Source organism: Rhodococcus sp. NPDC060176, assembly GCF_042728675.1.
Classification (GTDB): Bacteria; Actinomycetota; Actinomycetes; order Mycobacteriales; family Mycobacteriaceae; genus Rhodococcus_F.
In genome coordinates, this window is record NZ_JBHWYS010000002.1 from 203,037 (window position 1) to 226,135 (window position 23,099).

Genomic DNA, 23,099 nt, shown 5'->3' on the forward strand with positions numbered 1-23,099 from the left:
GGCGGGGTTACCTGACTTCGACCTAGCCGGTGGCGTAGAGTGGACCTCGGCCACCATCGTGGTCCGTCAACATATAACGGCACACAGCCCAATTCCCCGCAGTATGCGTTCGGATTGCCAGGTGACATGTGCCCTGGCTCGTCCCTTTGCGAACTGTGTCGTGTATTTCAGCATGGCTTCTTCCGCTCCGCGACGTGCCCGTAGTCCGGAGAGGTTTCCGCGTGACCAACGCTGTCCAAATGTCGTCTTCCGAGAACATCGAAGACACCACCGTCAACACCCCCGCTGCCGAAGAAGCAGTCGCCACCGAGCCGGGTATCACCTTCGCCGAGATCGGCCTGCCCGAGCAGCTTGTTGCCGCATTGGCGCGCAACTCCATCACCGTCCCGTCCCCCATCCAGGCGCAGTCCATCCCGGACGCGCTCGCCGGAACCAACGTTCTCGGCCGCGCACAGACCGGATCGGGTAAGACCCTCGCATTCGGCCTGCCGATGCTGACCCGCCTCTCGCGCCACGAGGATCGCCCGGCCGCCAAGCGTCCCCGTGCACTCGTGCTCGTCCCCACCCGTGAGCTTGCTTTCCAGGTGGTCGACTCCCTCAACTCCTACGCCAGCGCACTCGGACTCACGGTTCGTCCCGCTGTCGGTGGAACGCCGTTCGCCAAGCAGGTCGATCAGCTCCGCCGCGGCGTCGACGTCCTCGTCGCCACCCCGGGTCGTCTCGGCGACCACCTGCGTCAGGGCACTTGCATCCTCGACTCGGTGGAAATCACCGCACTCGACGAAGCCGACCAGATGGCAGACATGGGCTTCTTGCCCGAGGTTCGCTCGATCCTCGGTGAGACCCCCGCAGACGGACAGCGCCTGCTGTTCTCGGCGACCCTCGACCGTGAGGTCCAGTCGCTGGTTCGTCAGTTCCTGGCCAACCACGTCACGCACTCCACCGAAGACGGCCGCGCGAGCGTCGACACGATGGAGCACTACGTCCTCCTCGTCGACCGCGGCCAGAAGGATTCCGTCCTCGCCGAGATCGGTGCCCGCGACGGACGCACGATCATGTTCGCCCGTACCAAGCTCGGTTGCGAGGGAATCACCGACCGACTCCGCGCAGTCGGCATCGCTGCCGAGTCGCTTCACGGCGGCAAGGCTCAGAACCAGCGCACCCGCGTCCTCGAGCGTTTCAAGAACGGCCGCACCCCGGTCCTCGTCGCAACGGACGTCGCAGCGCGCGGAATCCACGTCGACGGCATCGACCTTGTCGTTCACGTCGATCCCCCGGCTGATCACAAGGACTACCTGCACCGCGCGGGTCGTACCGCTCGCGCCGGCGAGAAGGGCACCGTTGTCGCAATCGTGCTGCCCAACCAGAAGCGTCAGTTCAAGCGTCTGACCGGAATGGCCGGCGTCAATGCCGCTGCCGTCGCCGTCACCCCGGGTTCTGCTGAGCTGGCTCGTATCACCGGCGCCAAGAAGCCGACCGGAGAACCGTTGCGCGAGAGCTCTTCTCGTGGCGAGCGTTCCTTCGGTGATCGTGGCGGAAGCCGCGGCGGCTACCAGGGCAACCGCTCTTCCGGCGGATACCAGGGCAACCGTTCCTCGGGTGGGTACCAGGGAAGCCGTGACGGCGAGAGCCGCGGCGGCTACCAGGGTGATCGCTCCAGCGGTGGATACCAGGGCAACCGCGACAGCCGCCCCTCGACCGGATACCAGGGCAACCGATCCTCCGGTGGATACCAGGGAAGCCGTGACGGCGAGAGCCGCGGCGGCTACCAGGGCAACCGCTCTTCTGGTGGCAGTGGCTACCAGGGTGATCGCTCCAGCGGTGGTTACCAGGGCAACCGCGACAGCCGTCCGTCCTACGGAGACCGCGACAGCCGCCCCTCGACCGGATACCAGGGCAACCGATCCTCGGGTGGATACCAGGGAAGCCGTGACGGCGAGAGCCGCGGCGGCTACCAGGGCAACCGATCCTCGGGTGGCAGCGGATACCAGGGCAACCGCGACAGCCGTCCGTCCTACGGAGACCGCGACAGCCGCCCCTCGACCGGATACCAGGGCAACCGATCCTCCGGCGGATACCAGGGCAACCGCGACGGCGGCGACAACCGCGCAGCCTCGACCAGCGGTGGTGGCTTCCGCAGCCGCACCGACCGTCGTAGCTATGACGGATTCGACGGCCCGAAGCGCGATCAGCGGTAATACCTGCGCTGAGCTGCGGCTCGACAACTGAACACTGAGAACCTTCCGGCTGCGCCGGAAGCTGTATCGAGACGGATGCAGGTCACTGCAATTAAAGTGATCTGCATCCGTGTTTTGTATGCACGGTCTGATGTTCACGCGCGTCGCGGCCGCACAGTTTTCGGCTGCGCACAGCGCAGGATTTCACAGCCGCGGACCGAGAGGGAAAGCTGTAAGCATGTCAACCACTAGCACCGAATCACCCCGGGCTCAGATCGGCGTCACCGGCCTGGCTGTCATGGGTTCGAATATTGCCCGCAATTTCGCCCGCCACGGTCACACCGTTGCCCTGCACAACCGCAGCATCGCCAAGACCGATGCTTTGATCGCCGAGCATGGTTCCGAGGGCGATTTCGTGCGCACCGAGACCGTCGAAGAGTTCGTTGCCGCACTGCAGAAGCCGCGACGCGTCCTGATCATGGTCAAGGCCGGCGCGCCGACGGATGCTGTCATCGAAGAGCTCGCGAACGCCATGGAGCCCGGCGACATCATCATCGACGGCGGTAACTCGCTGTACACGGACACGATCCGCCGTGAAGCCGCGATCCGCGCCCGCGGTCTGCACTTCGTCGGCGCTGGTATCTCCGGCGGCGAAGAAGGCGCACTCAACGGTCCGTCGATCATGCCGGGCGGCCCGAAGGAGTCGTACGAGGCTCTCGGCCCGCTTCTCGAGTCGATCTCCGCTCACGTCGACGGCACACCGTGCTGCACGCACATCGGCCCCGACGGCAGCGGTCACTTCGTCAAAATGGTGCACAACGGCATCGAGTACGCCGACATGCAGCTCATCGGTGAGGCGTACAACCTCTTCCGTGACGCGCTGGGCTACGACGCCGGTCAGGTTGCCGACGTCTTCACCGAGTGGAACAAGGGCACGCTCGAGTCCTACCTGATCGAGATCACCGCCGAGGTGCTCCGTCAGGTCGACGCCGAGACCGGCAAGCCGTTGGTCGACGTCATCGTCGACGCTGCCGAGCAGAAGGGCACGGGCCGCTGGACGGTCAAGTCCGCTCTGGATCTGGGCGTGCCGGTCACCGGTATCGCCGAGGCCGTGTTTGCTCGCGCACTGTCCGGTAGCCGCAATCAGCGCGCCGCAGCCCAGGCGCAGGGATTGGCTTCGGGTTCGCTCGGCGACAAGCCGGCTGACGCCGAGCAGTTCGCCGCTGACATCCAGGCCGCGCTGTACGCGTCGAAGATCGTGGCGTACGCGCAGGGCTTCGACCAGATCGCTGCCGGTAGCGCCGAGTACGACTGGAACCTCAAGCCTGCCGACTTGGCAACGATCTGGCGCGGCGGCTGCATCATCCGTGCGCAGTTCCTCAACCGCATCAAGGACGCGTTCGACGCGGATCCGAGCCTGCCGAGCTTGATTCTGGCGCCGTACTTCCGCGAGGCCATCGAGGCGGGCATCGACAGCTGGCGCCGTGTGGTCGCCACGGCGACGATGCTCGGCATTCCGGTACCGGCGTTCGCGTCTTCGCTGTCGTACTACGACGGTCTGCGCGCAGAGCGTCTGCCGGCCGCCCTGACACAGGGTCAGCGCGACTTCTTCGGCGCGCACACCTACGAGCGCATCGACAAGCCCGGCAAGTTCCACACGCTGTGGAGCGGTGACCGCAGCGAAATCGAGGCCTGATTCACAGCGGGTATCGGTAGATGCGGTTATCTGCGTCTACCGATACCCGGTAGCCTGGACAAATGCAGGAATCGACGATCGACTCGCCCACCTCGACCGAAGGGCGTTCGTTCGTCGACCTCGGAATCCCCGCCGTGATGGTGCACGCGTTGCGTCGGAACGGCATCGATGCCCCCTTCCCCATTCAGTCGGCCACCATCCCCGATGTCCTTGCCGGCCGGGATGTGCTCGGGCGCGGCGCGACGGGTTCCGGAAAGACTTTGGCCTTCGGGCTTCCGATGTTGGTGCGCCTCAAGGGTGGGGCGAGCAAGCGGAATCGTCCTCGCGGGTTGGTGCTCGCTCCCACCCGCGAACTGGCGATCCAGATTCACAAAGCACTCGACGACGCCGCTACCGAGATCGGTTTGCGTGTGGCCAACGCGGTCGGTGGTGTTCCGATCAAGCGCCAGGCCGACATCTTGACCAGGGGCGTCGACCTGCTCATCGCCACTCCCGGCCGTCTACTCGACCTGCTCGAGCAGCAGTCGGTCGTGCTCGACGACGTCGTGATCACGACTATCGACGAGGCCGACCACATGGCAGACATGGGCTTCATCGACGAGGTCGCGAAGATTCTCGACACGACCCCGAAAGATGGTCAGCGCCTTCTCTTTTCGGCAACCCTCGACGGCAAGGTTGACGATCTGGTCGCGGGTTACCTGCGCAATCCGGCGTCGCACTCGACTGCTCCCCCGGTTGCCACCGTCTCGACGATGGAGCATCGCCTGCTCTTCGTCGACCGCGACGACAAGAGATCCGTTGTCGCACATATCGCTTCGCGCGCGGGGCGGACCATCATGTTCGTCAAGACCAAGCACGGCGTGGATCGGCTTGCGCAGCAGCTGCATTTGATCGGTGTCTCTGCCGGCGCTCTGCACGGCGGTAAGACACAGAACAACCGGACCAAGACCCTCGCGTCGTTCTCCGACGGAACAACCCCCGTCCTGGTCGCCACTGATGTCGCGGCCCGCGGAATCCATGTCGACGACGTGACCCTCGTTGTTCACGTCGATCCCCCGGCCGAGGCCAAGGACTACCTGCACCGCGCCGGCCGGACCGCTCGCGCCGGTGAATCGGGCGTCGTCGTCACCATCGTCACCGACGAAGAACGTGACGCGGTCGAGAAGTTGACCAAGCAGGCAGGCATCAAGGTTCATGGTGTGCGGGTCCGCCCCGACGATCTGGAACTAACACGAATCACCGGAGCAATGGAGCCGACGGGCATTCCGGTCGAGGCTCCCGATACGACCGTCGCCGTCAAGCACACCGCAAAGCGTGGACGCCAGGAACACGACACCGCAGGTCGGACGGCTGCAGGTGGCCGCATGAAAAAGGACGGTGACAAGCGAGCCGCCTCCTCGCGGCGCGTCACCGATCCCAAGAGTGTGAAGAAGATCCGGGCCGACGGCACCCCGGTCCCGACCCGTTCGGAACGTTTGGCCTCCAAGGGCCTGACGCCTCGGCGGGGTGCACCGGGCGCAGGAAAGCCGTCTGCCGGAAATCGGGCGGGCAAACGCGCACACTGAGGACATGGGTGATCTTCCACTGATCTCGGTTCTCTGCGCACTCGTCGCCGCACTGCTCTTCGCGTGCGCGTCCGTCGCTCAGCAGCGGGCAGCGTCGGCAGTTCCCGAGGGCGAAGCGCTGGTGGCGTCGCTGATTCGGAGCCCTCGGTGGTGGGCCGGATTGATCGGCGACGGCGGCGGTTACGTCATGCAGGCCGTTGCACTGTCGTTGGGTTCGGTGTTGGTGGTGCAGCCGCTGATCGTGACCTCTCTGCTGTTCGCGCTGCCGCTCTCGGCCAAGTTCTCGGGTATTCGCATCACCCGTTCGGTGTGGTCACTGGCGATCATGCTCGCGATTTCGTTGGCGATCTTCCTCGTGGTCGGCGATCCCACCGAGGGTGACAGCAATGCTCCGTGGTCCGATTGGGCTGTGCCCCTGACGATCACGGTCGCAGTCGCCGTGGTGGCGACCATCGGCGGCTTGTCCAAACTCGACGGTGGTTGGCGCGCACTGCTTCTCGGCTCCGCGGCCGGCATCTTCTACGGCGTTGCGGTCGCATTCACCAAGTACGTCACCGACCTACTCGGACACGGCGTCGTCGGGGTGATTTCGGCCTGGCAGACGTGGGCACTGATCGCCTCGGGCGCGATCGGCGTCTACCTGCAACAACGCGCATTCCAGGTCGGGCCGCTGTCGGCGTCGCTGCCCGCTCTCACGATCGGCGAGCCGATTGCGGCCATCTTCCTGGGGATGACGGTTCTGGACGAACGCCTACGCGTCGACGGCCCCGGGATTGCTCTCATCGGGTGCGCTGTCGCCGTCATGATCATGACCACGATCGCCCTCTCCCGCTCACAGGCACGCGATACCGAGGGCGCTGCGGCGGAATCGACGGTAAGCTCGTGAAACGTGCAGTTCCTCGAAGGGCAACGCCCCCCATACGACCTGACCTACGACGACGTTTTTCTCGTCCCTAACCGGACAGAGGTCACCTCCCGGTTCGACGTCGATCTCACTTCTTCCGACGGATCCGGAACCACCATTCCCGTCGTCGTCGCCAATATGACCGCAGTGGCCGGCCGCCGTATGGCCGAGACAGTTGCCCGCCGCGGCGGGCTGGTCATCATTCCGCAGGACGTCCCCACCGAAGCCGTCGCCGAGACCGTGGCATTCGTCAAGAGCCGCCACCTCGTCGCCGATACGCCGGTCACCTTGAGCCCCGACGACGCCGTCTCCGACGCGCTGGCGCTTCTGCCCAAGCGCGCTCACGGCGCCGTCGTGGTGGTCGAGGACGGTAAGCCGCTCGGTGTCGTCACCGAGGCCGCCTGTGCGGACGTCGACCGGTTCACGCGCCTACGTACCGTCGCGATCACCGACTTCGTCACCGCCCCGGTCACCGCTACACCTCGCGAGGTGTTCGAACTCCTCGAAGCCAAGCATGATCCGCTGGCGGTCATCGTCAACGAAGACGGCACTCTTGCCGGAGTCCTCACCCGTACCGGTGCGATTCGTGCGGGAATCTACGATCCCGCAGTCGACGATCGGGGCGCACTCCGGGTTGCTGCGGCGGTGGGTGTCAACGGTGACGTGGGCGCGAAGGCAAAGGCACTCGTCGACGCCGGTGCCGACGTGATCGTCGTCGACACGGCGCACGGTCACCAGCAGAGAATGATCGATGCGCTCACCACTCTCAAGGCCCTCGACCTCGGCGTCCCGTTGGTCGCAGGCAACGTGGTGTCGGCACAGGGCACCCGCGATCTGATCGCGGCCGGCGCGGACATCGTCAAGGTCGGAGTCGGGCCGGGCGCCATGTGCACGACGCGCATGATGACCGGCGTCGGACGCCCACAGTTCTCGGCCGTCGCGGAATGTGCCGCAGCGGCACGTGAGCTCGGCAAGCACGTCTGGGCCGACGGCGGAGTACGCCACCCTCGCGACGTCGCACTCGCCCTCGCGGCGGGCGCGTCGAACGTCATGATCGGCTCGTGGTTCGCCGGCACGTACGAGTCCCCCGGCGACCTCAAGGTCGATCAGGCGGGCAATGCGTACAAGGAGAGCTTCGGTATGGCGTCCAAGCGCGCCGTTGCCGCTCGCACAGCCACCGAAACGGCTTTTGATCGCGCTCGTAAGGGATTGTTCGAGGAGGGCATCTCCAGTTCGCGGATGCGTCTCGATCCCGAGCGCCCGGGAGTCGAGGACCTGATCGATCAGATCTGTTCCGGCGTGCGCAGTACCTGCACGTACGCGGGTGCGCGCTCCCTCGAAGAGTCGCACCAGAAGGCAGTTCTCGGTGTTCAGTCCGCTGCCGGATTCGCCGAAGGACGGCCGCTTCCGTCAGGTTGGTGAACAGGGTTCCGTGACAGTCGGCGGGTGCTCGGGTCCCTACTCCCGGGCGCCCGCCGGTATCATTGGTTCCGTAAACAGAAAACAAAACTCGGTCGGGTGCCCTTCGGCGACCCGACCGAGCCCGCTACAGCCGAGAAATCCTCGGCTCTGACGAGAGGAACCCGGTGCCCGAGGCACCCACACACTTACCCGGCGCTACACCCGTCGTTTTATCCGAGGAATCGTCTGATTCCGCCGGTTCGGAGGGCTCCTCTAGCGAGCCGGGAGACAAACCCGGCGGCCCCCGTGCACAACTCAGGTGGCGATGACACATGGACATCGTTTTCACCATTCTCAGCCTCTTCGGCTTCATCGCGCTGACTGCAGGCACCGCCCTCTTCGTGGCGGCCGAATTCTCACTGACCGCGCTCGAGCGCAGTACCGTCGACGAAGCCGCTCGCGACGGCGACCGACGCTCGCGCCAGGTTCAACACGCGCACAAGACTCTCTCGTTCCAGCTCTCCGGTGCCCAACTCGGCATCACGATCACGACACTGATCACCGGTTACCTGGCCGAGCCCGTTCTGGCGCGGTTCATCACACCGGTTGCGAAGGCCGTCGGACTCAGCGAATCCGCCGCCTCGACAACGTCTTTGATCTTGGCGCTGGTACTCGCGACGTCGTTCTCGATGATCTTCGGCGAGCTCGTACCCAAGAACCTCGCAATCTCCAAGCCGATGCCCACCGCCCGTGCAACTGCGGGCCTGCAGGCCGGCTTCTCGCTGATCTTCAAGTGGGCAATCAACGGTCTCAACGGAACTGCCAACTGGATCGTGCGACGCCTGGGCATCGAACCCGCGGAGGAACTGCGCTCGGCGCGTTCACCGCAGGAACTCGGATCCCTCGTGCGGACGTCCGCGCAGCGCGGTTCCATCGACAAGGGCACGGCGATGCTCGTCGACCGTTCGCTGCAGTTCGGTGACCGTACGGCAGAAGAACTGATGACCCCGCGAGTGAAGATCGAATCGCTGGAACTCTCGGACACTGTCGCAGACCTGATCGTGACGGCGTCGCGGACCGGCTACTCGCGCTTCCCGGTCGTTCGCGGTGATCTGGACGACACGGTCGGCGTCGTACACATCAAGCACGCGTTCACGGTTCCCGCCGAGCGCAGGCGCACGACGCGAGTCGACAGTCTGGCTCAACGTGTTCCGGTCGTGCCGTCGAGCCTGGACGGTGACACCGTCATGGAGCGGATCCGCTCGGACGGCATGCAGGTCGCTCTGGTCGTCGACGAATACGGCGGAACTGCGGGCATCGTCACGATGGAAGACCTCATCGAGGAAATCGTCGGCGATGTGCGCGACGAACACGACGAGCCCGAGCTGGACGTGCAACGCGTCGGCGACGGATGGTCGTGCTCCGGTCTCCTGCGTATCGACGAGGTCACTTCGGCTACCGGATACACCGCGCCCGAAGGCGACTACGACACCCTCGGCGGATTGGTGCTCACCGAATTGGGGCGCATCCCCGAGGAAGGTGACGAAGTGGAGTTGCCCGACGTGGACTCGTCCGGGGATTCCCGCGGAAAGTGGATCGCCCGAGTGACCAGCATGGACGGCCGTCGCATCGACCGAGTAACCATCACACCGGTCCCGGCGGACGTCGAACCCGAATCCGCCGACCACGACAAGAAGGAGTCCGACGATGAATAACCTCTTCGGCGTTCTCCTGACCGTCGTGTTGCTCGCGAGCAACGCATTCTTTGTCGGCGCGGAATTCGCGCTGATCTCCGCTCGCCGTGACCGTCTCGAGGCACTGGTCGCGCAAGGCAAGAAGCGGGCACTCACAGTCATCAAGGCCGGTGAGAACCTGTCGCTGATGCTCGCGGCGGCTCAGCTGGGTATCACGATCTGCTCGATCCTCCTGGGTAAGGTCGCCGAACCTGCCATTGCGCACCTCCTCGAGGTGCCGATGGAAGCCGTCGGCCTGCCTGACGGACTGCTGCACCCGATCTCGTTCGCGATCGCGCTGTCGCTCGTCGTCGTACTGCACATCCTGCTCGGCGAGATGGTTCCGAAGAACATCGCGTTGGCCGGCCCCGAGAAGACGGCCATGCTGCTCGTTCCCGTGCATCTGGCCTTCATCAAGATCGCTCGCCCGATCATCGCGTTCTACAACCTGTGCGCAAACGGCGTGCTGAAGCTCCTGCGCGTCGAACCGAAGGACGAACTCGACGTCACGGTCTCTGCCGTGGAGTTGTCCGCGATGATCGGTGAATCGCGATCCGAAGGTCTGATCGACGCCGAAGAACACCGGCGGTTGAAGCAGGCTCTCGAATCGACCGATCGCACGGTGTCCGAGGTTCTGATCACCCTCGACAAGGTTCGGACCATTCCCCTCACACCCTCGGGAACAACACTGGGTGAGATCGAGCGTGCAGTCATCGAGACCGGATACTCGCGTTACCCGGTGCGGGCGAGCGACGGATCCCTGGCTGGATACGTGCACCTCAAGGACGTGCTCGACGAGGTTCTGGACGAAGCTGCCGGACCGGACACCGTCGTTCCGACGTCGGATATCCGCCCGCTGCCCATCGTCCCGCTCAGCACGCCGCTGGCCGAAGCGTTGGCCGGCCTTCGTCGGGCCAGCTCGCACCTCGGTGCAGTCACCGACGCTGACGGAGTTGTGATCGGTATCGTCGCGCTCGAGGATCTCCTCGAGGAGTACGTCGGCACGGTTCGCGACGGCACACACCGCGGCACGGATGCTGTTCCCGGACAACGAAACAGCTGATCAATGACACGTTCGGTGCACTCACTCGCACTCGCGCAGAGCGAGTGGACGGCTCGGCGGGCACTTCACCTCGAGGAGGTGGAGAAGCTCGTCGAGCCGCACCGAGCGCGTCGTAGCGCCGGTATCTCGCACCCGGTGCACGACTTCCTCTTCACGTACTACAACTTCAAGCCCGCTCAACTGCGGCGCTGGCACCCCGGCTACGGAGTCGCGCTCGAGAATGCCGGTGAATACGCAGCCTTCTCCGGCTACCGTGTCGATTCGGGTACCGCGACGGTCGACGATTCAGTGCTCGAGCGGCGTCGTCACACTGTCGAATTCGTGTGGAATCTGTTGAACCAGACGTCTGCGCGCCCCGCTGTGCTCGGCTGCTTCGGCCTGCACGAATGGGCGATGGTCTATCGCGGCGGCGAGGATGCGATCCGGCACCAATCCGTGCCGCTGCGGCTCGGATTCGCGGGTACAGACGCGGTCGTCGAATCCTTGCCGCTCAAATGCACGCACTACGACGCGTTCCGGTTCTTCACGCCGGACGCGGCCCCCAAGAATTCGCTCCCCCTTGCCCGGGAGACTCAGGCGGACCACGAGCAGCCGGGCTGCCTGCACGCCGGGATGGACCTGTACAAGTGGTCTTTCAAATTGTTGCCGCTCGTCGATTCGGATCTGGTGATGCGGTGCTTCGAACACGCGCTCCTGGCCCGCGAACTCGACATGCGCGCGAGCCCCTACGACCTCGCCGAGTACGGGTACTCCCCTATCCGCATCGAAACCCCCGCCGGACGCGCCGAATACGTGCGCCAGCAACAGCACTTGGCGGATCGTGCTGCGCCGCTCCGCGATACGCTGGCAAAGAAGTGTCGGGAGCTTCTCGACCACTGAACTGCCCGAAAGGCGTCGTATGGATCACGGGTACGGGTTCTATCTCGACGAATACCAACGTGACGTCGGGGTGCATACCGAGGACCGGCGCGGGCACATCGAATGCCCGGACTCGGCGGGCTTTCTCGCGGCCCACTTGCCGGTGTTCGACCTCGCTGCGGGTTCGGTTGCGGCGTTCGCCTCTGCGATTGATCGAGCGGCCGGGCACTGGACGCTGAATCCCGAGCGTATCGCCGCCTCCTTCTCGAGCGATCGCCTGTTCCGCACCGGAAGCGAACCGATCAACGGGTTTTCCGAGTACTCGGGATTCTTCGCCGCCCGTGACGGTTGGGTCCGCACGCACGGCAACTATCCGCACCATCGCGACCGACTGCTCACCATTCTGGAACTCGAACCTGGGTCGCCCAAAGAGGCAGTGGCGCAACGTATATCCGAACTCTCTGCTATCGAGATCGAACAGCAAGCCGCCGAGATCGGTGCCATCGCGGTTCGCGTGCGTACCGAGACCGAGTGGCGCCTGAGTGAGCAGTGTGCAGCCGCGAGGTCTGCGCCTCTGGTATCCATCCGAGCACGCGAGATGGGGGAACCCCGCGCACTCCCCACGCGCCCACGTGTTCTCGACCTGACCCGCGTCATCGCCGGCCCGGTCGCGACCCGCGCCCTCGCACTGGTCGGCGCCGAAGTTCTACGGATCGATCCCCCGGCGATCCCCGAAATCGGATGGCAGCACCTCGACAGTGGCCAGGGCAAGCGCTCGGCGCTTCTCGACCTGAAATCCTCGGAGGGTGCGACAGCGTTCCGCGAACTCCTCGAAACAGCCGACGTGCTGGTCACCGGCTACCGGCCGGGTGCACTCGAAGCGCTCATCGGGCGAGATCTTCCCGCGCACCTGATTCACGGTCGTGTCAGCGCATGGGGTTGGGAAGGTCCGTGGGCGGATCGGCGCGGCTTCGACAGCATCGTGCAAGCCGCGTCCGGTATCTCGTTCCTCGAGGGTGGAGAGAAACCCGGCGCCCTTCCCGCACAGGCACTCGACCACGCAAGCGGGTACTTCCTTGCAGCAGGGATCCTCGACGCGTTGACCATGCGCTCGCACGACGGCCGTGGCCGCGCTGTCGACGTGTCGCTGGCAGGTACCTGCGCCCGTCTTCTGGACGCGCCTGGGCGGACCCTCCACCCCGGCCTGCCGACGGCCCCCGGCTTCGATGCTGTTGTCAACCACGGCGACGTGACCACCGCACGACCCGCGTTGGCAGAGTTCGAGGACTACCCTTCACCGGCACATTCGTGGGGATCGGATCCGGCGGAGTGGGCACACTGAGGGACCGGCACATTCAGGGCAAGATGGACCTGTGAAGTCACATACCTACACACTCGACCTTCAGTGGACGGGCGATCTGGGATCCGGAACGTCCAGCACACAGGCATATTCGCGCGATCACGCAATATCCGCGGTCGGGAAGCCGGAGCTTCTCGGCAGCTCCGATCCCTCGTTCCGCGGTGACGCGCAGCGGTGGAATCCCGAGGAACTGCTCGTTGCCTCGCTCGCCCAGTGCCACATGCTCTGGTACCTCGGCCTGGCAGCGGCCGCAGGGGTCGTCGTTCTCGACTACAGCGATCAGCCGGTCGGCAGCATGATCGAGGAATCCGATGGCGGCGGCCAGTTCATCGAAGTGACGTTGAATCCGACGGTGTTGGTCGCCGACGCGTCGATGGTCGAGACGGCCGAGGATCTTCACGGCCCGGCACACACGAAGTGCTTCATCGCTCGTTCGGTGAACTTCCCGGTCCTGCATTCCCCGACGATCCTGGTGGCCACCGATGAGTGATGTCCACAAGCTCATTGTCGACGTCGACACCGGTATCGACGACTCGCTGGCACTGCTCTATCTACTCGCCAGCGCCGAGGCCGAGATTCTGGGGATCGCGAGTACCGCCGGCAACGTTCCCGTGGAACAGGTCGCGGCCAACAACTTGAACTGGCTTGCGCTCTGCGGCGCCCCGGACATCGAGGTTGCACTCGGTGCCCGCGAGCCCCTGGTCATCCCGCTGCGCACCACCGAGGAGACTCACGGTCCGCAAGGAATCGGGCATGCCGTGCTCCCCGATTCGGGTCGTGAGCTCTCGGTTCGCACCGCCACCGACCTCTGGGTGGATCTCGTCCGTGAGTACCCCGGACAACTCACGGGGTTGGTGACGGGACCGCTCACCAATCTGGCCCTGGCGATCAGACGCGAACCCGACCTTCCCTCTCTACTGAAACGACTGGTCGTGATGGGTGGGTCGTTCAACTATCCGGGCAACACGACGCCGACTGCGGAGTGGAACGTCTCGGTCGATCCGCACGCCGCCAAGGAAGTGTTCGACGCGTTCTCCGCAGTACCCGCGCACCGACGTCCGATCATCTGCGGCCTCAACGTCACCGAATCCATCGAGATGTTCCCCGAACATGTGCGTCGACTCGCCGACGCTGCCGCGAGCACCCCGGAAGAGATCATCTCTCCTGACGACGGCCCCGATTTCCGCAGCTCCGCCTCCAACAGCGTGATCCGGCACATGTCCGACGCGATTCGGTTCTACATGGAGTTCCATCGCGAGTACGACCAGGGCTTTCTTGCTCACATGCACGATCCCTTTGCGGCTGCCGTCGCACTCGACCCGACCCTGGCGACCCTGAAACCGGCAACGGTAGACGTCGAAACCGAAAGCCCACTCTTGATCGGAACCACCGTCGCGGACTGGGTCGGACACTGGAAACGCGAACCAAACGCGGACATCGCCGTCAGCACCGATCCGGCGGAATTCTTCGATCGACTTGTCCACCGAGTGGGAAATTACGCCCGCGCCGTGGGTTGATCGAGCGCGGCACCGGCTATGCTCGCATGGACAGAACACCAACGAACGAGAACCGAAGGACCTTGACGTGCAGATTTCCAGCCACGATGCCTCCCCGGCATTTGCGCTCGGATTGATGGCGTTCTGGCCCACTCGTCGTAGCGCATGCTTCGATCAGGCGTGTTGCTGAGCGGCGATTTCTCGCTGCCTGCACCCCTGACTTTGTCGCTTCTTCGCTCGGAGTCTGTCTTCTCATGTTCAACCTTCTTTTGTTCACCCTTGTCGGCGTCGGCGCCCAGCTCGTCGACGGCGCCCTCGGCATGGCCTTCGGTGTCACCGCAACGACCCTGCTGATGATCGGTGGCCTCGGTCCGGCTCAGGCGAGCGCCGCGGTTCACCTGGCCGAGGTCGGCACCACCCTCGCTTCAGGGGTGTCGCATTGGAAGTTCAAGAACATCGACTGGAAGCTGGTCGCCAAGCTGGGCGTGCCCGGCGCTGTCGGTGCATTCATCGGTGCCACCGTTCTCTCGGGTCTGTCGACCGAAGCGGCAGTCCCCATCACGGCGACAATTCTGCTGGCAATCGGTGTCTATGTGGCACTTCGCTTTTCGGTCCGTCCACCGGCCGTCGCGAATGCTCGCACCACCCCGCATACCGCTCGCTTCCTGTCCCCGCTCGGCCTGTTCGGTGGTTTCATCGACGCATCCGGCGGCGGCGGTTGGGGCCCGATCACCACCAGCACACTGCTCTCCCGCGGCAAGACCGCACCGCGCACGGTGATCGGCTCGGTCAGCGCCTCGGAGTTTCTGGTCGCGTCAGCCGCGTCGCTGGGATTCCTTGTCGGATTGGGGCGTGAGTCGGCGGGAAACCTCCTCGTTGTCGCCGGTCTCGCGCTCGGTGGTGTCATCGCTGCCCCGTTCGCGGCGTGGCTGGTCAGCCGCGTACCTGCAACCTTGCTCGGAACGGCAGTGGGCGGCGTGATCGTGTTGACCAACGCGCAGAAGCTGTTCAAATCCTTCGACATCACCGGAGCGGTCACGGTGGCCGGATACCTCACCATCATCGCCGCCTGGGCAGCGTTGCTGTTCTACGCGTGGAAGCGGTCCACGCTCACCCCAGCCGAAGCAGAAGGCGACTTCACGGGAGTCGAACTCGCGGTCGAGACCGAACTCACCGAGCCTGCAGCCAAGCGCGAACGATAACTCGTCACAGAAGAAATCCCGGGTATCCGCGCTCGGATACCCGGGATTTCCTGCTTTCGCTTTAGTTGCTTCTGTCGAACGCGTCGAGAATCCGCCCCGCAGCCAACGCCGCTGTCAGCGAACCGTCGCGCACGCTCTGCTCGACGTCGGCCCGGATCGCACGCACCCGATCGTTGCTGGAGAGTCTGCGCAGCAGCTGATCGTTGACCATCGTCCAGGTCCAGTCGACCTGCTGCTGTCGGCGCTTCTCCTCGAACTGCCCCGCTTCGGTGAGCACCTCACGGTGCTTGGTGACAGTTCCCCAGAACTCGTCCAGACCGACACCTTCGAGGCCGCTCATCGTGATGACGGGCGGCTTCCAGATGGCGTCGTGCGGGTAGATCAGGCGCAACGCTCCGGCCAGTTCGCGGGCTGCGCCTTTCGCCTCGCGCTCGTGCTTGCCGTCGGCCTTGTTGACCGCGACCAGATCCGCGAGTTCGAGTACACCCTTCTTGATCCCCTGCAGCTGATCGCCCGTACGAGCGAGGGTCAAGAACGTGAAGCAGTCCACCATGTTCGCGACGGTGACCTCGGACTGCCCGACGCCCACCGTTTCCACGAGGATGACGTCGAAACCGGCAGCCTCGAGAAGCACGATGGTCTCGCGGGTTGCCTTTGCAACACCGCCGAGGGTGCCGGACGTCGGTGACGGCCGGATGTACGCATTCGGTTCGACGGTGAGCCGAGCCATGCGTGTCTTGTCGCCGAGAATCGAGCCGCCGGTGCGGGTGGACGACGGATCAACCGCCAACACCGCAACCCGATGTCCCTTGCCCAGCAAGTACATTCCGAGCGCGTCGATGAACGTCGACTTGCCGACGCCGGGAACGCCGGTGATGCCGATCCGGTGCGCTCCCCCGGCCTCGGGCAGCAACTTCAGTAGAAGCTGCTGCGCAAGGGCCCGGTGGTCGTCGCGAGTGGACTCGACGAGGGTGATCGCCCGAGCGAGGCCGGCACGCTGATTTCCGCGCACCGCCTCGGCGAGGGAATCAACTGATGGCCTTGCCGCTGGCGACGGCGTGTCGATGGGCTGACGTGCCATCTTCAGTGACCCCCTTCTCAGCTGTTGTCGTGACCCAGTTGGGCGGAGAGCTTCTCCAACAATCCGCTGGCGGCGTCGGCGATGACGGTTCCGGGCGGGAAGATGGCAGCAGCGCCGGCCTCGTAGAGTTCGTCGAAGTCACCGGGCGGGATGACGCCGCCGACGACGATCATGATGTCGGGACGACCGGCCGCAGCCAGAGCTTCCCGCAGCGCCGGCACCAAGGTGAGGTGACCGGCTGCCAACGACGACACACCGACTACGTGGACGTCGTTGTCGGCCGCCTGGTTGGCGACCTCTTCGGGGGTCTGGAACAGCGGTCCGACGTCGACGTCGAATCCGATGTCGGCAAATGCCGTGGAGATGACCTTCTGGCCACGGTCGTGACCGTCCTGGCCCATCTTCGCAACGAGGATGCGGGGACGACGTCCCTCGTCCTCGGCGAACTTCTCGACCAATTCCATCGCCTTGCTGATGTTGCTCACCGATCCTGCCTCGTCGCGGTACACACCACTGATGGTGCGGATCTCCGCCTGGTGGCGTCCGTACACCTTTTCGAGGGCGTCGGAAATCTCGCCGACGGTAGCCATGGCGCGGGCCGCAACGACGGCGAGTGCGAGGAGGTTGTTCTCCATGCCGCCTTCGGTGGACGCTGCTGCGCGCGTGAGGTTTGCGAGTGCAGCCTCGACGGCTACCGGATCACGTTCTGCGCGAAGACGAACCAGCTTCTCGAGCTGTTCCTTACGCACCTTGGAGTTCTCGACCTTGAGAACCTCGATGGTGTCGACCTCGTCGGGAACGTACTTGTTGACGCCGACCAACGGCTGACGACCGGAGTCGATGCGCGCCTGCGTACGAGCGGCAGCTTCCTCGATGCGCAGCTTCGGGATGCCCTCGTTGATGGCCTGAGCCATTCCGCCGGCTTCCTCGACTTCTTCGATGTGCTTACGTGCCCGGTTGGCGAGCTCGTTGGTGAGCCACTCGACGTAGTACGAGCCGCCCCACGGGTCGATCGGGCGAACGGTGCCGGACTCCTGCTGCAGCAGCAACTGGGTATTGCGGGCAATACGCGCGGAGAAGTCCGTCGGCAGAGCGATGGCTTCGTCGAGAGCGTTGGTGTGCAGCGACTGGGTGTGTCCCTGCGTGGCTGCCATGGCTTCGACGCAGGTACGCGGAACGTTGTTGAAGACGTCCTGCGCGGTCAGCGACCAGCCCGATGTCTGCGAGTGGGTACGCAGCGACAGAGACTTGGCGCTCTTGGGGTCGAACTTGGCAACCAGCTCGGCCCACAGGAGGCGTCCGGCGCGGAGCTTTGCGACCTCCATGAAGAAGTTCATGCCGATGGCCCAGAAGAAGGACAGCCGAGGCGCGAACTTGTCGATGTCCATCCCGGCGTCGAGGCCGGCGCGGATGTACTCGACGCCGTCGGCGAGGGTGTATGCCAGTTCCAGATCGGCCGTCGCTCCGGCTTCCTGGATGTGGTAGCCCGAGATGGAGATGGAGTTGTACTTCGGCATTTCCGCACTGGAGTACGCGAAAATGTCCGAGATGATCCGCATCGAGGGCTTGGGCGGATAGATGTAGGTGTTACGAACCATGAACTCTTTGAGGATGTCGTTCTGGATCGTTCCGGCCAGCTTGTCCGGAGTGACACCCTGCTCGCCTGCCGCTGCGACGTACAGCGCGAGGATCGGCAGCACGGCACCGTTCATCGTCATCGAAACCGACACCTGCGAGAGGTCGATACCGTCGAAGAGCTGACGCATGTCGAGGATGGAATCGATTGCGACACCGGCCATTCCGACGTCGCCGGCCACACGCGGGTGGTCGGAGTCGTAGCCGCGGTGTGTAGCGAGGTCGAAGGCGACCGAGAGGCCCTTCTGACCGGCCGCAAGGTTACGTCGGTAGAACGCATTCGACTCGGCGGCAGTGGAGAAGCCGGCGTACTGACGAATGGTCCATGGCTGGTTCACGTACATGGTCGGGTACGGACCACGCAGGAACGGAGCAGCACCTGGGAAGCTGTCGAGCGGGTATCCGGATTCGGCAGCGGCCGTGCGGTCCGCACCGGTGTACACCGGCTTGACGTCGATGCCTTCCGGCGTGGACCAGACAACCTGCTCGGCGGCGTAGTTGTTGGCGTTGGCGCCCTCTTCGATGAGCGCCTGGGCCTGCTCGACCGACGGCGGTGTGGGTGCCGGAGACTGCGGGTCCTCGAGTGGGACCTCGGCGAAACTGCCGATCACGTGCTTGACCTCTCGTGTCGTCACTTGGAGCTTCCCGTCTCGATGAAGTCGAGCAGTTCGGTCAGAGCCGACACTGCGTCGATGCGGGCGGTGAGGAATCCGTCCGGGCGAGAATCGCCGGTCGCGTCGGCGACTGCCTTTTCCGGTCCTGCGAGCAGCACCTTGGTGATGCCGGCGGCGCGAAGTTCGGCGACGGCCGCTGCGGCGCTCTCGCCGTAGCGCTTGTCCGTGCCGCACAGAACGGCGACGGTGGCGCCGGATGCCTTGACGGCTGCGGAAATAGCCTCTGCGCCTACCTCGAGCGGGCCGGGGTTGACTGCGTCGATACCACCCGAAGCGAGCAGGTTGGACGCAAACGTGGTGCGCACGTTGTGTTCTGCAACCGAGCCCAACGGCGCAAGAAGTGCCGTGGGGCGGGCGCCACCGGCGGCGAGGAACGCATCCGAACGGTCACGAAGCGCTTCGAATGCAGCTGCGTAGCGGGCGACGGACTGGCCGGGCTCGACGGCTTCGGCGGACAGCGGCGTTTCGCCGAGGTTCGGAAACTCGTTGACACCGGTGACCGTGGTCTTACGGTGTGCGATGTCGGAGTCGCGCTTGGCCTTGGTGGCAGCGATGCGATCGGAGACGATTCCCGCTTCGAGTGCGGCCAGATATCCGCCGGCTGCTTCGATTTCCTGGAAGAACTCCCACGCGGTGGCGGCGATCTGCTGCGTCAGGTCTTCGACGTACCAGGATCCGGCCGAAGGATCGAGGACACGGCCCAGGTGCGACTCTTCGAGCAGGAGCAACTGTGTGTTTCGGGCAATGCGTGAGGAGAACGATTTGCTGACGCCGAGGGTGCCGTCGGCAAGCGCGACGTCGAACGGGAGAACCGTCACTGCGTCTGCTCCACCGACACCGGCGCCGAACGCGGCGAGGGTGGTGCGCAGCATGTTCACCCAGGGATCACGCTGAGCCATCATCGCGGCGGAGGTGACCGCATGCTGGGGTGCTCCACCGAAATCGGAAGCTCCGCAGACCTGGGCGATGCGTGCCCACACGAGACGTGCGGCACGGAACTTCGCGATGGTCTGGAACTGATCGTCGGTTGCCGAGTAGCGGAAAGCCAACTGCGACAACGCAGCACCGATGGTCAGGCCGCTCTCGGCGGTGAGTGCGCGGAGGTATTCGAGGCCTGCGGCAATCGCGGCTCCGAGTTCTTCGGCATCCCCGGCACCGGCGTTGTGGAACGCCGTGCCGTCGACGGTGATCGCGTGCACGGTTTCCGCGCGAGTCGCAGCGAGGGCGGCCAACTCGACGGCGTCGGCAAGTTCGACGTCGGCTGAGCCGGAAAACGAACTGGTCAGCGGAGCAGCACCGAGGTGGACGCGGATACCGGCGCGATCGCTGACGCCGTCACCGGCTTCGGCACGCGCGTCGAGGAGTGAGAAGAGTGCGCGGGCGCCGTCGCCGGCCTCCGCGCCTGCGTCGAGCGTCAGCGGCGCGAGATCGAGAAGCACGCCGTCGAGCGCAGCGGCGAGGTCGGTGACCGGAACGCCGTCCCCGCCCACCTTCAACCAGAGTGCGCTGACGCCGTTTTCGAGGGCGTCCAGGACGCTGCGATTCGTCTCGGCTGCGGAGGAGGTTCCGAATGCAGCGGAGACCAACCAGCCTGCATTGACGTCACGGTGAGCATCGACACCCCGCACGTACGGGAACGTGCCCGGCAGGGTCTGCTCGGGGCGTTCGTCGCGGGGGCTGTAAAGCGGTGCGACAGTGACTCCGTCGTAGGTGACGGTTTCAAGCAGTTTCTGAGGCTCGGGGCCCAGTTCTGCCGCATCGACTCTGCGGGACTTGGCGAGCACACCGGCTACGGAGCGCTGCCACTCCGCGTATGCCTGCTCGACAGCCTCGGCTTCTGAAGCTAATGACACTGTGTCCGCTCCCTCTCATTTTTAGCGTGAGCGCTTTACCGATAATCGGAATTGTTCGTTAGTTCTGTGATGCTAACCCGCGTCTGAGCTCAGATATCGTGAGGATCACGTCAGGTTCTTCACAGTGCCGTTCACGACGCGGTTCACGACCACTTCCCGACCGGTCCGCCGGCGTGCGTGTTCAGTGATTCGGACACCTGCAACTGGTCCTTACCTAGCGATTGTTCAGCATGTATGTGGGTTACTCGCGAGTTCGTTTCACTGGCCGGGACTGCAGGTGTGGACCACCTGGAAAGCGTAGTGGTTTTCGTCACAGCACAGCTTTCATTGTCGCCTGGAGCACGTGAATTACCAGCATTCGGGATGGTCTTCGGCACACCGTTCCCAGCGCGCGAGCGTCTCGGTTCACCGTTCACAGGTAGCCTTGTGACCTGTGATGGGACGCCTGCTGGACCGAAGATTGATCGCAATAGTCCTGGTAGTGCTCGCTTTGTTCCTCGCAGCCCTCCTCGCTCCACATCCCACGGTGTCTCAGGTGCGCGAGTGGGCGGACTCGGTTGGCCCGGCGTTTCCCCTCGTGTTCTTCCTGGTTCACTCGATAGTCACCGTCGCGCCGTTCCCGCGCACCGTCTTCACCCTCAGCGCGGGCGTTCTCTTCGGTTCGGTGACCGGCATCGCCCTGACCGTGGCGGCGACGACGGTGAGCGCTGTTCTGGCCCTCTACCTGGTGCGCGCCATCGGCCGCGACGTCGTCTGGCAACGGATTTCGAGTCCGACGATCCGGCGGGTGGACGAGCGGATCGAGAAGCGGGGCTGGCTGGCCGTCGGCTCTCTGCGCTTGATCGCGTTCGTCCCCTTCTCGGTGGTGAACTACTGCTGCGGCATTTCGTCGATCCGGATCGTGCCTTACGTCCTTGCCACCGTTGTCGGCATTTTGCCCGGCACCGTGGGGATCGTCGTTCTGGGTGATGCTCTCTCCGGCGAAGCCGATCCTCGTCTCCTGATCCTGTCGGGGGTCTGCATCGCAATCGGCATCGCCGGTCTGGTGTTCGACGCTCGCCGCCAGCCCCCGCTGGGCGAAACCACCACCGACACTGGTCAACCGCACGACACGGGTCAACCTCAAGAGATTGATTTGATCGAGTCAACCCAAAACGATTGACTAATGAAAGTCAACTACATAACATTGACTAATGTTCGTACTGACAGTGGATCAGCGAGGTAGCCGACGGGATGTCGATCGCGTCGGGGACATCATCGACGACATGGCCGATCTCAGGTTCCTGCGGCCGTTCGAGCGCACTGCAGGCGACGAGATTCAAGCGGTGACCGACGATCCGGCGCTGCTCGTCCTCGTCGCACTGGAGCTGATTCGGCGCGAGCACTGGAGTGTCGGGATCGGGATCGGCCCAGTCGAGCAGCCTCTCCCACGGCAGACCCGAGCCGGACGCGGACCGGCGTTCGAAGCTGCCCGGATCGCCGTCGAGCGAGCCAAGCGAGCCCCGGCCAGAATAGCCGTCGAACAGGCGCCGGCCGACAGATCACGCGACGAACTTGCCGCCGACGTCGATGCCGCGTTCACCTTGCTCGGCACAATTGTCACGAGACAGACGAACGACGGGCGCGAAGCCATCGCTCTGATGGACAGCGGACTCACACAGGTCAGCGCGGCCACCCAGCTCGGAATCACCAAGCAGGCCATGTCGAAGAGACTCCTGACCGCCGGATGGCACGCAGAACTCGCCGGGCGCCGCCTCGCAGAACGACTTTTGGTCAGACTCCAGCCCTAGACTGCTCACGCTCGCACCGGTACAACTCGTCGAAACAGCAGGGGGCTCGGATACATGGTCGTTCTGGCGTTGATCGCACTCGCCGTCGCCGCCGCGGCACCAGCAGTTGCAGCGGCGCTGGGACCGCTCAGTCGTGGTCGACTCGAAGTCCCCGAATGGGCGTCGTCCGTGGTGGCTCTACCAGCGCTCGGTGTTGCCGCGCTGGCATCGACCCGAACGAGCCCGGTCACCGGATTTGCACTTGGGGCGACGCTTGTCCTGTGCGTACTTGCCGCCGCCACGGCCGGCGCACCGATGGTGCTCGCCACTTTCAAGATCGCCCGCCGCCAACCAGACGGAAGCCCGGCACCGGATGCCGGACCTCTTCGTGGCGGACGTGTGATCGGGATACTCGAGCGGCTCGCGGTGACGGCGTCGATTCTCGCGACCTGGCCGGAAGGCATCGCGATCGTCTTGGCCGTCAAGGGACTCGCACGGTACCCGGAACTTCGCGAACCGCACGCGTCCGAGCAGTTCATCATGGGAACCTTCGTCAGCGTCCTCTGGGCGATCGCTGTATGTGGAACGGGACGGGCACTCATCACATAGGTGATGAGTGCCCGTCCCGACTA

18 protein-coding genes are annotated in these 23,099 nt (G+C 64.6%); 15 read left to right on the forward strand and 3 right to left on the reverse strand.

Going from position 1 to position 23,099, the window contains the following annotated elements; genetic code table 11:
• Positions 1-221 precede the first annotated feature (221 nt).
• The 12 genes from ACFWEM_RS09310 (at position 222) to ACFWEM_RS09365 (ending at position 15,455) form a co-directional block, all read left to right on the forward strand.
• Positions 222-2,198: a DEAD/DEAH box helicase gene (locus ACFWEM_RS09310; protein ID WP_378533035.1), complete on the forward strand. Its 1,977-nt coding sequence runs from the start codon at positions 222-224 to the stop codon at positions 2,196-2,198.
• 217 nt (positions 2,199-2,415) lie between these two features.
• Entirely contained in the window at positions 2,416-3,873 is a 1,458-nt protein-coding gene (gene gndA, locus ACFWEM_RS09315) for an NADP-dependent phosphogluconate dehydrogenase (RefSeq protein ID WP_378533037.1), read from the forward strand.
• Positions 3,874-3,935: 62 nt separating this feature from the next.
• Complete coding sequence (locus ACFWEM_RS09320) at positions 3,936-5,438, forward strand: DEAD/DEAH box helicase (protein ID WP_378533039.1); 1,503 nt, start codon at positions 3,936-3,938, stop codon at positions 5,436-5,438.
• A 4-nt stretch (positions 5,439-5,442) separates the two neighbouring features.
• A complete protein-coding gene (locus ACFWEM_RS09325) occupies positions 5,443-6,324 on the forward strand; it encodes a DMT family transporter (protein ID WP_378533041.1) in 882 nt (293 codons plus the stop codon).
• Between the two features lie 3 nt (positions 6,325-6,327).
• On the forward strand, positions 6,328-7,764 hold the full coding sequence (locus ACFWEM_RS09330; RefSeq protein ID WP_378533043.1) for a GuaB1 family IMP dehydrogenase-related protein: 1,437 nt from the start codon (positions 6,328-6,330) through the stop codon (positions 7,762-7,764).
• Positions 7,765-8,075: 311 nt separating this feature from the next.
• Positions 8,076-9,458 carry a hemolysin family protein gene (locus ACFWEM_RS09335; protein WP_378445995.1) on the forward strand — a complete coding sequence of 461 codons (1,383 nt, stop codon included), beginning with the start codon at positions 8,076-8,078 and terminating at the stop codon, positions 9,456-9,458.
• On the forward strand, positions 9,451-10,539 hold the full coding sequence (locus tag ACFWEM_RS09340) for a hemolysin family protein (protein ID WP_230815612.1): 1,089 nt from the start codon (positions 9,451-9,453) through the stop codon (positions 10,537-10,539). Before ACFWEM_RS09335 ends, ACFWEM_RS09340 begins: the two co-directional genes overlap by 8 nt.
• Before the next feature lie 3 nt (positions 10,540-10,542).
• Positions 10,543-11,418: a 3-methyladenine DNA glycosylase gene (locus ACFWEM_RS09345; RefSeq protein WP_378533045.1), complete on the forward strand. Its 876-nt coding sequence runs from the start codon at positions 10,543-10,545 to the stop codon at positions 11,416-11,418.
• Between the two features lie 19 nt (positions 11,419-11,437).
• A complete protein-coding gene (locus tag ACFWEM_RS09350) occupies positions 11,438-12,739 on the forward strand; it encodes a CoA transferase (RefSeq protein ID WP_378533047.1) in 1,302 nt (433 codons plus the stop codon).
• A gap of 31 nt (positions 12,740-12,770) precedes the next feature.
• On the forward strand, positions 12,771-13,247 hold the full coding sequence (locus tag ACFWEM_RS09355; protein ID WP_378533049.1) for an OsmC family protein: 477 nt from the start codon (positions 12,771-12,773) through the stop codon (positions 13,245-13,247).
• The gene (locus ACFWEM_RS09360) at positions 13,240-14,274 is read left to right on the forward strand and encodes a nucleoside hydrolase (RefSeq protein ID WP_378533051.1); all 1,035 of its coding nucleotides are present in this window, start codon (positions 13,240-13,242) and stop codon (positions 14,272-14,274) included. Before ACFWEM_RS09355 ends, ACFWEM_RS09360 begins: the two co-directional genes overlap by 8 nt.
• Positions 14,275-14,507: 233 nt before the next feature.
• Positions 14,508-15,455: a sulfite exporter TauE/SafE family protein gene (locus ACFWEM_RS09365; RefSeq protein ID WP_378533053.1), complete on the forward strand. Its 948-nt coding sequence runs from the start codon at positions 14,508-14,510 to the stop codon at positions 15,453-15,455.
• Between the two features lie 61 nt (positions 15,456-15,516).
• Here the strand turns inward: ACFWEM_RS09365 and meaB are convergent, their stop codons facing one another.
• The 3 genes from meaB to mutA are packed head-to-tail and all read right to left on the reverse strand — an operon-like array spanning position 15,517 to position 20,698.
• A complete protein-coding gene (meaB, locus tag ACFWEM_RS09370; RefSeq protein WP_378533055.1) occupies positions 15,517-16,536 on the reverse strand; it encodes a methylmalonyl Co-A mutase-associated GTPase MeaB in 1,020 nt (339 codons plus the stop codon).
• A 17-nt stretch (positions 16,537-16,553) separates the two neighbouring features.
• The gene (gene scpA / locus ACFWEM_RS09375; protein ID WP_378533057.1) at positions 16,554-18,806 is read right to left on the reverse strand and encodes a methylmalonyl-CoA mutase; all 2,253 of its coding nucleotides are present in this window, start codon (positions 18,804-18,806) and stop codon (positions 16,554-16,556) included.
• Positions 18,803-20,698 (reverse strand): methylmalonyl-CoA mutase small subunit, encoded by a 1,896-nt coding sequence (gene mutA, locus ACFWEM_RS09380; protein ID WP_378533059.1) that lies wholly within the window; start codon positions 20,696-20,698, stop codon positions 18,803-18,805. The genes scpA and mutA overlap by 4 nt, the downstream gene beginning before the upstream one ends.
• Positions 20,699-21,134: 436 nt before the next feature.
• Here mutA and ACFWEM_RS09385 point away from each other — a divergent pair, with 436 nt between their 5' ends.
• The 3 genes from ACFWEM_RS09385 to ACFWEM_RS09395 are packed head-to-tail and all read left to right on the forward strand — an operon-like array spanning position 21,135 to position 23,076.
• Positions 21,135-21,860, forward strand: coding sequence for a TVP38/TMEM64 family protein (locus ACFWEM_RS09385; RefSeq protein WP_378534507.1), 726 nt, complete (start codon positions 21,135-21,137; stop codon positions 21,858-21,860).
• 31 nt (positions 21,861-21,891) lie between these two features.
• A complete protein-coding gene (locus ACFWEM_RS09390) occupies positions 21,892-22,488 on the forward strand; it encodes a hypothetical protein (protein WP_378533061.1) in 597 nt (198 codons plus the stop codon).
• Between the two features lie 54 nt (positions 22,489-22,542).
• Positions 22,543-23,076 carry a hypothetical protein gene (locus ACFWEM_RS09395; protein ID WP_378533063.1) on the forward strand — a complete coding sequence of 178 codons (534 nt, stop codon included), beginning with the start codon at positions 22,543-22,545 and terminating at the stop codon, positions 23,074-23,076.
• The last annotated feature ends 23 nt before the right edge of the window (positions 23,077-23,099 follow it).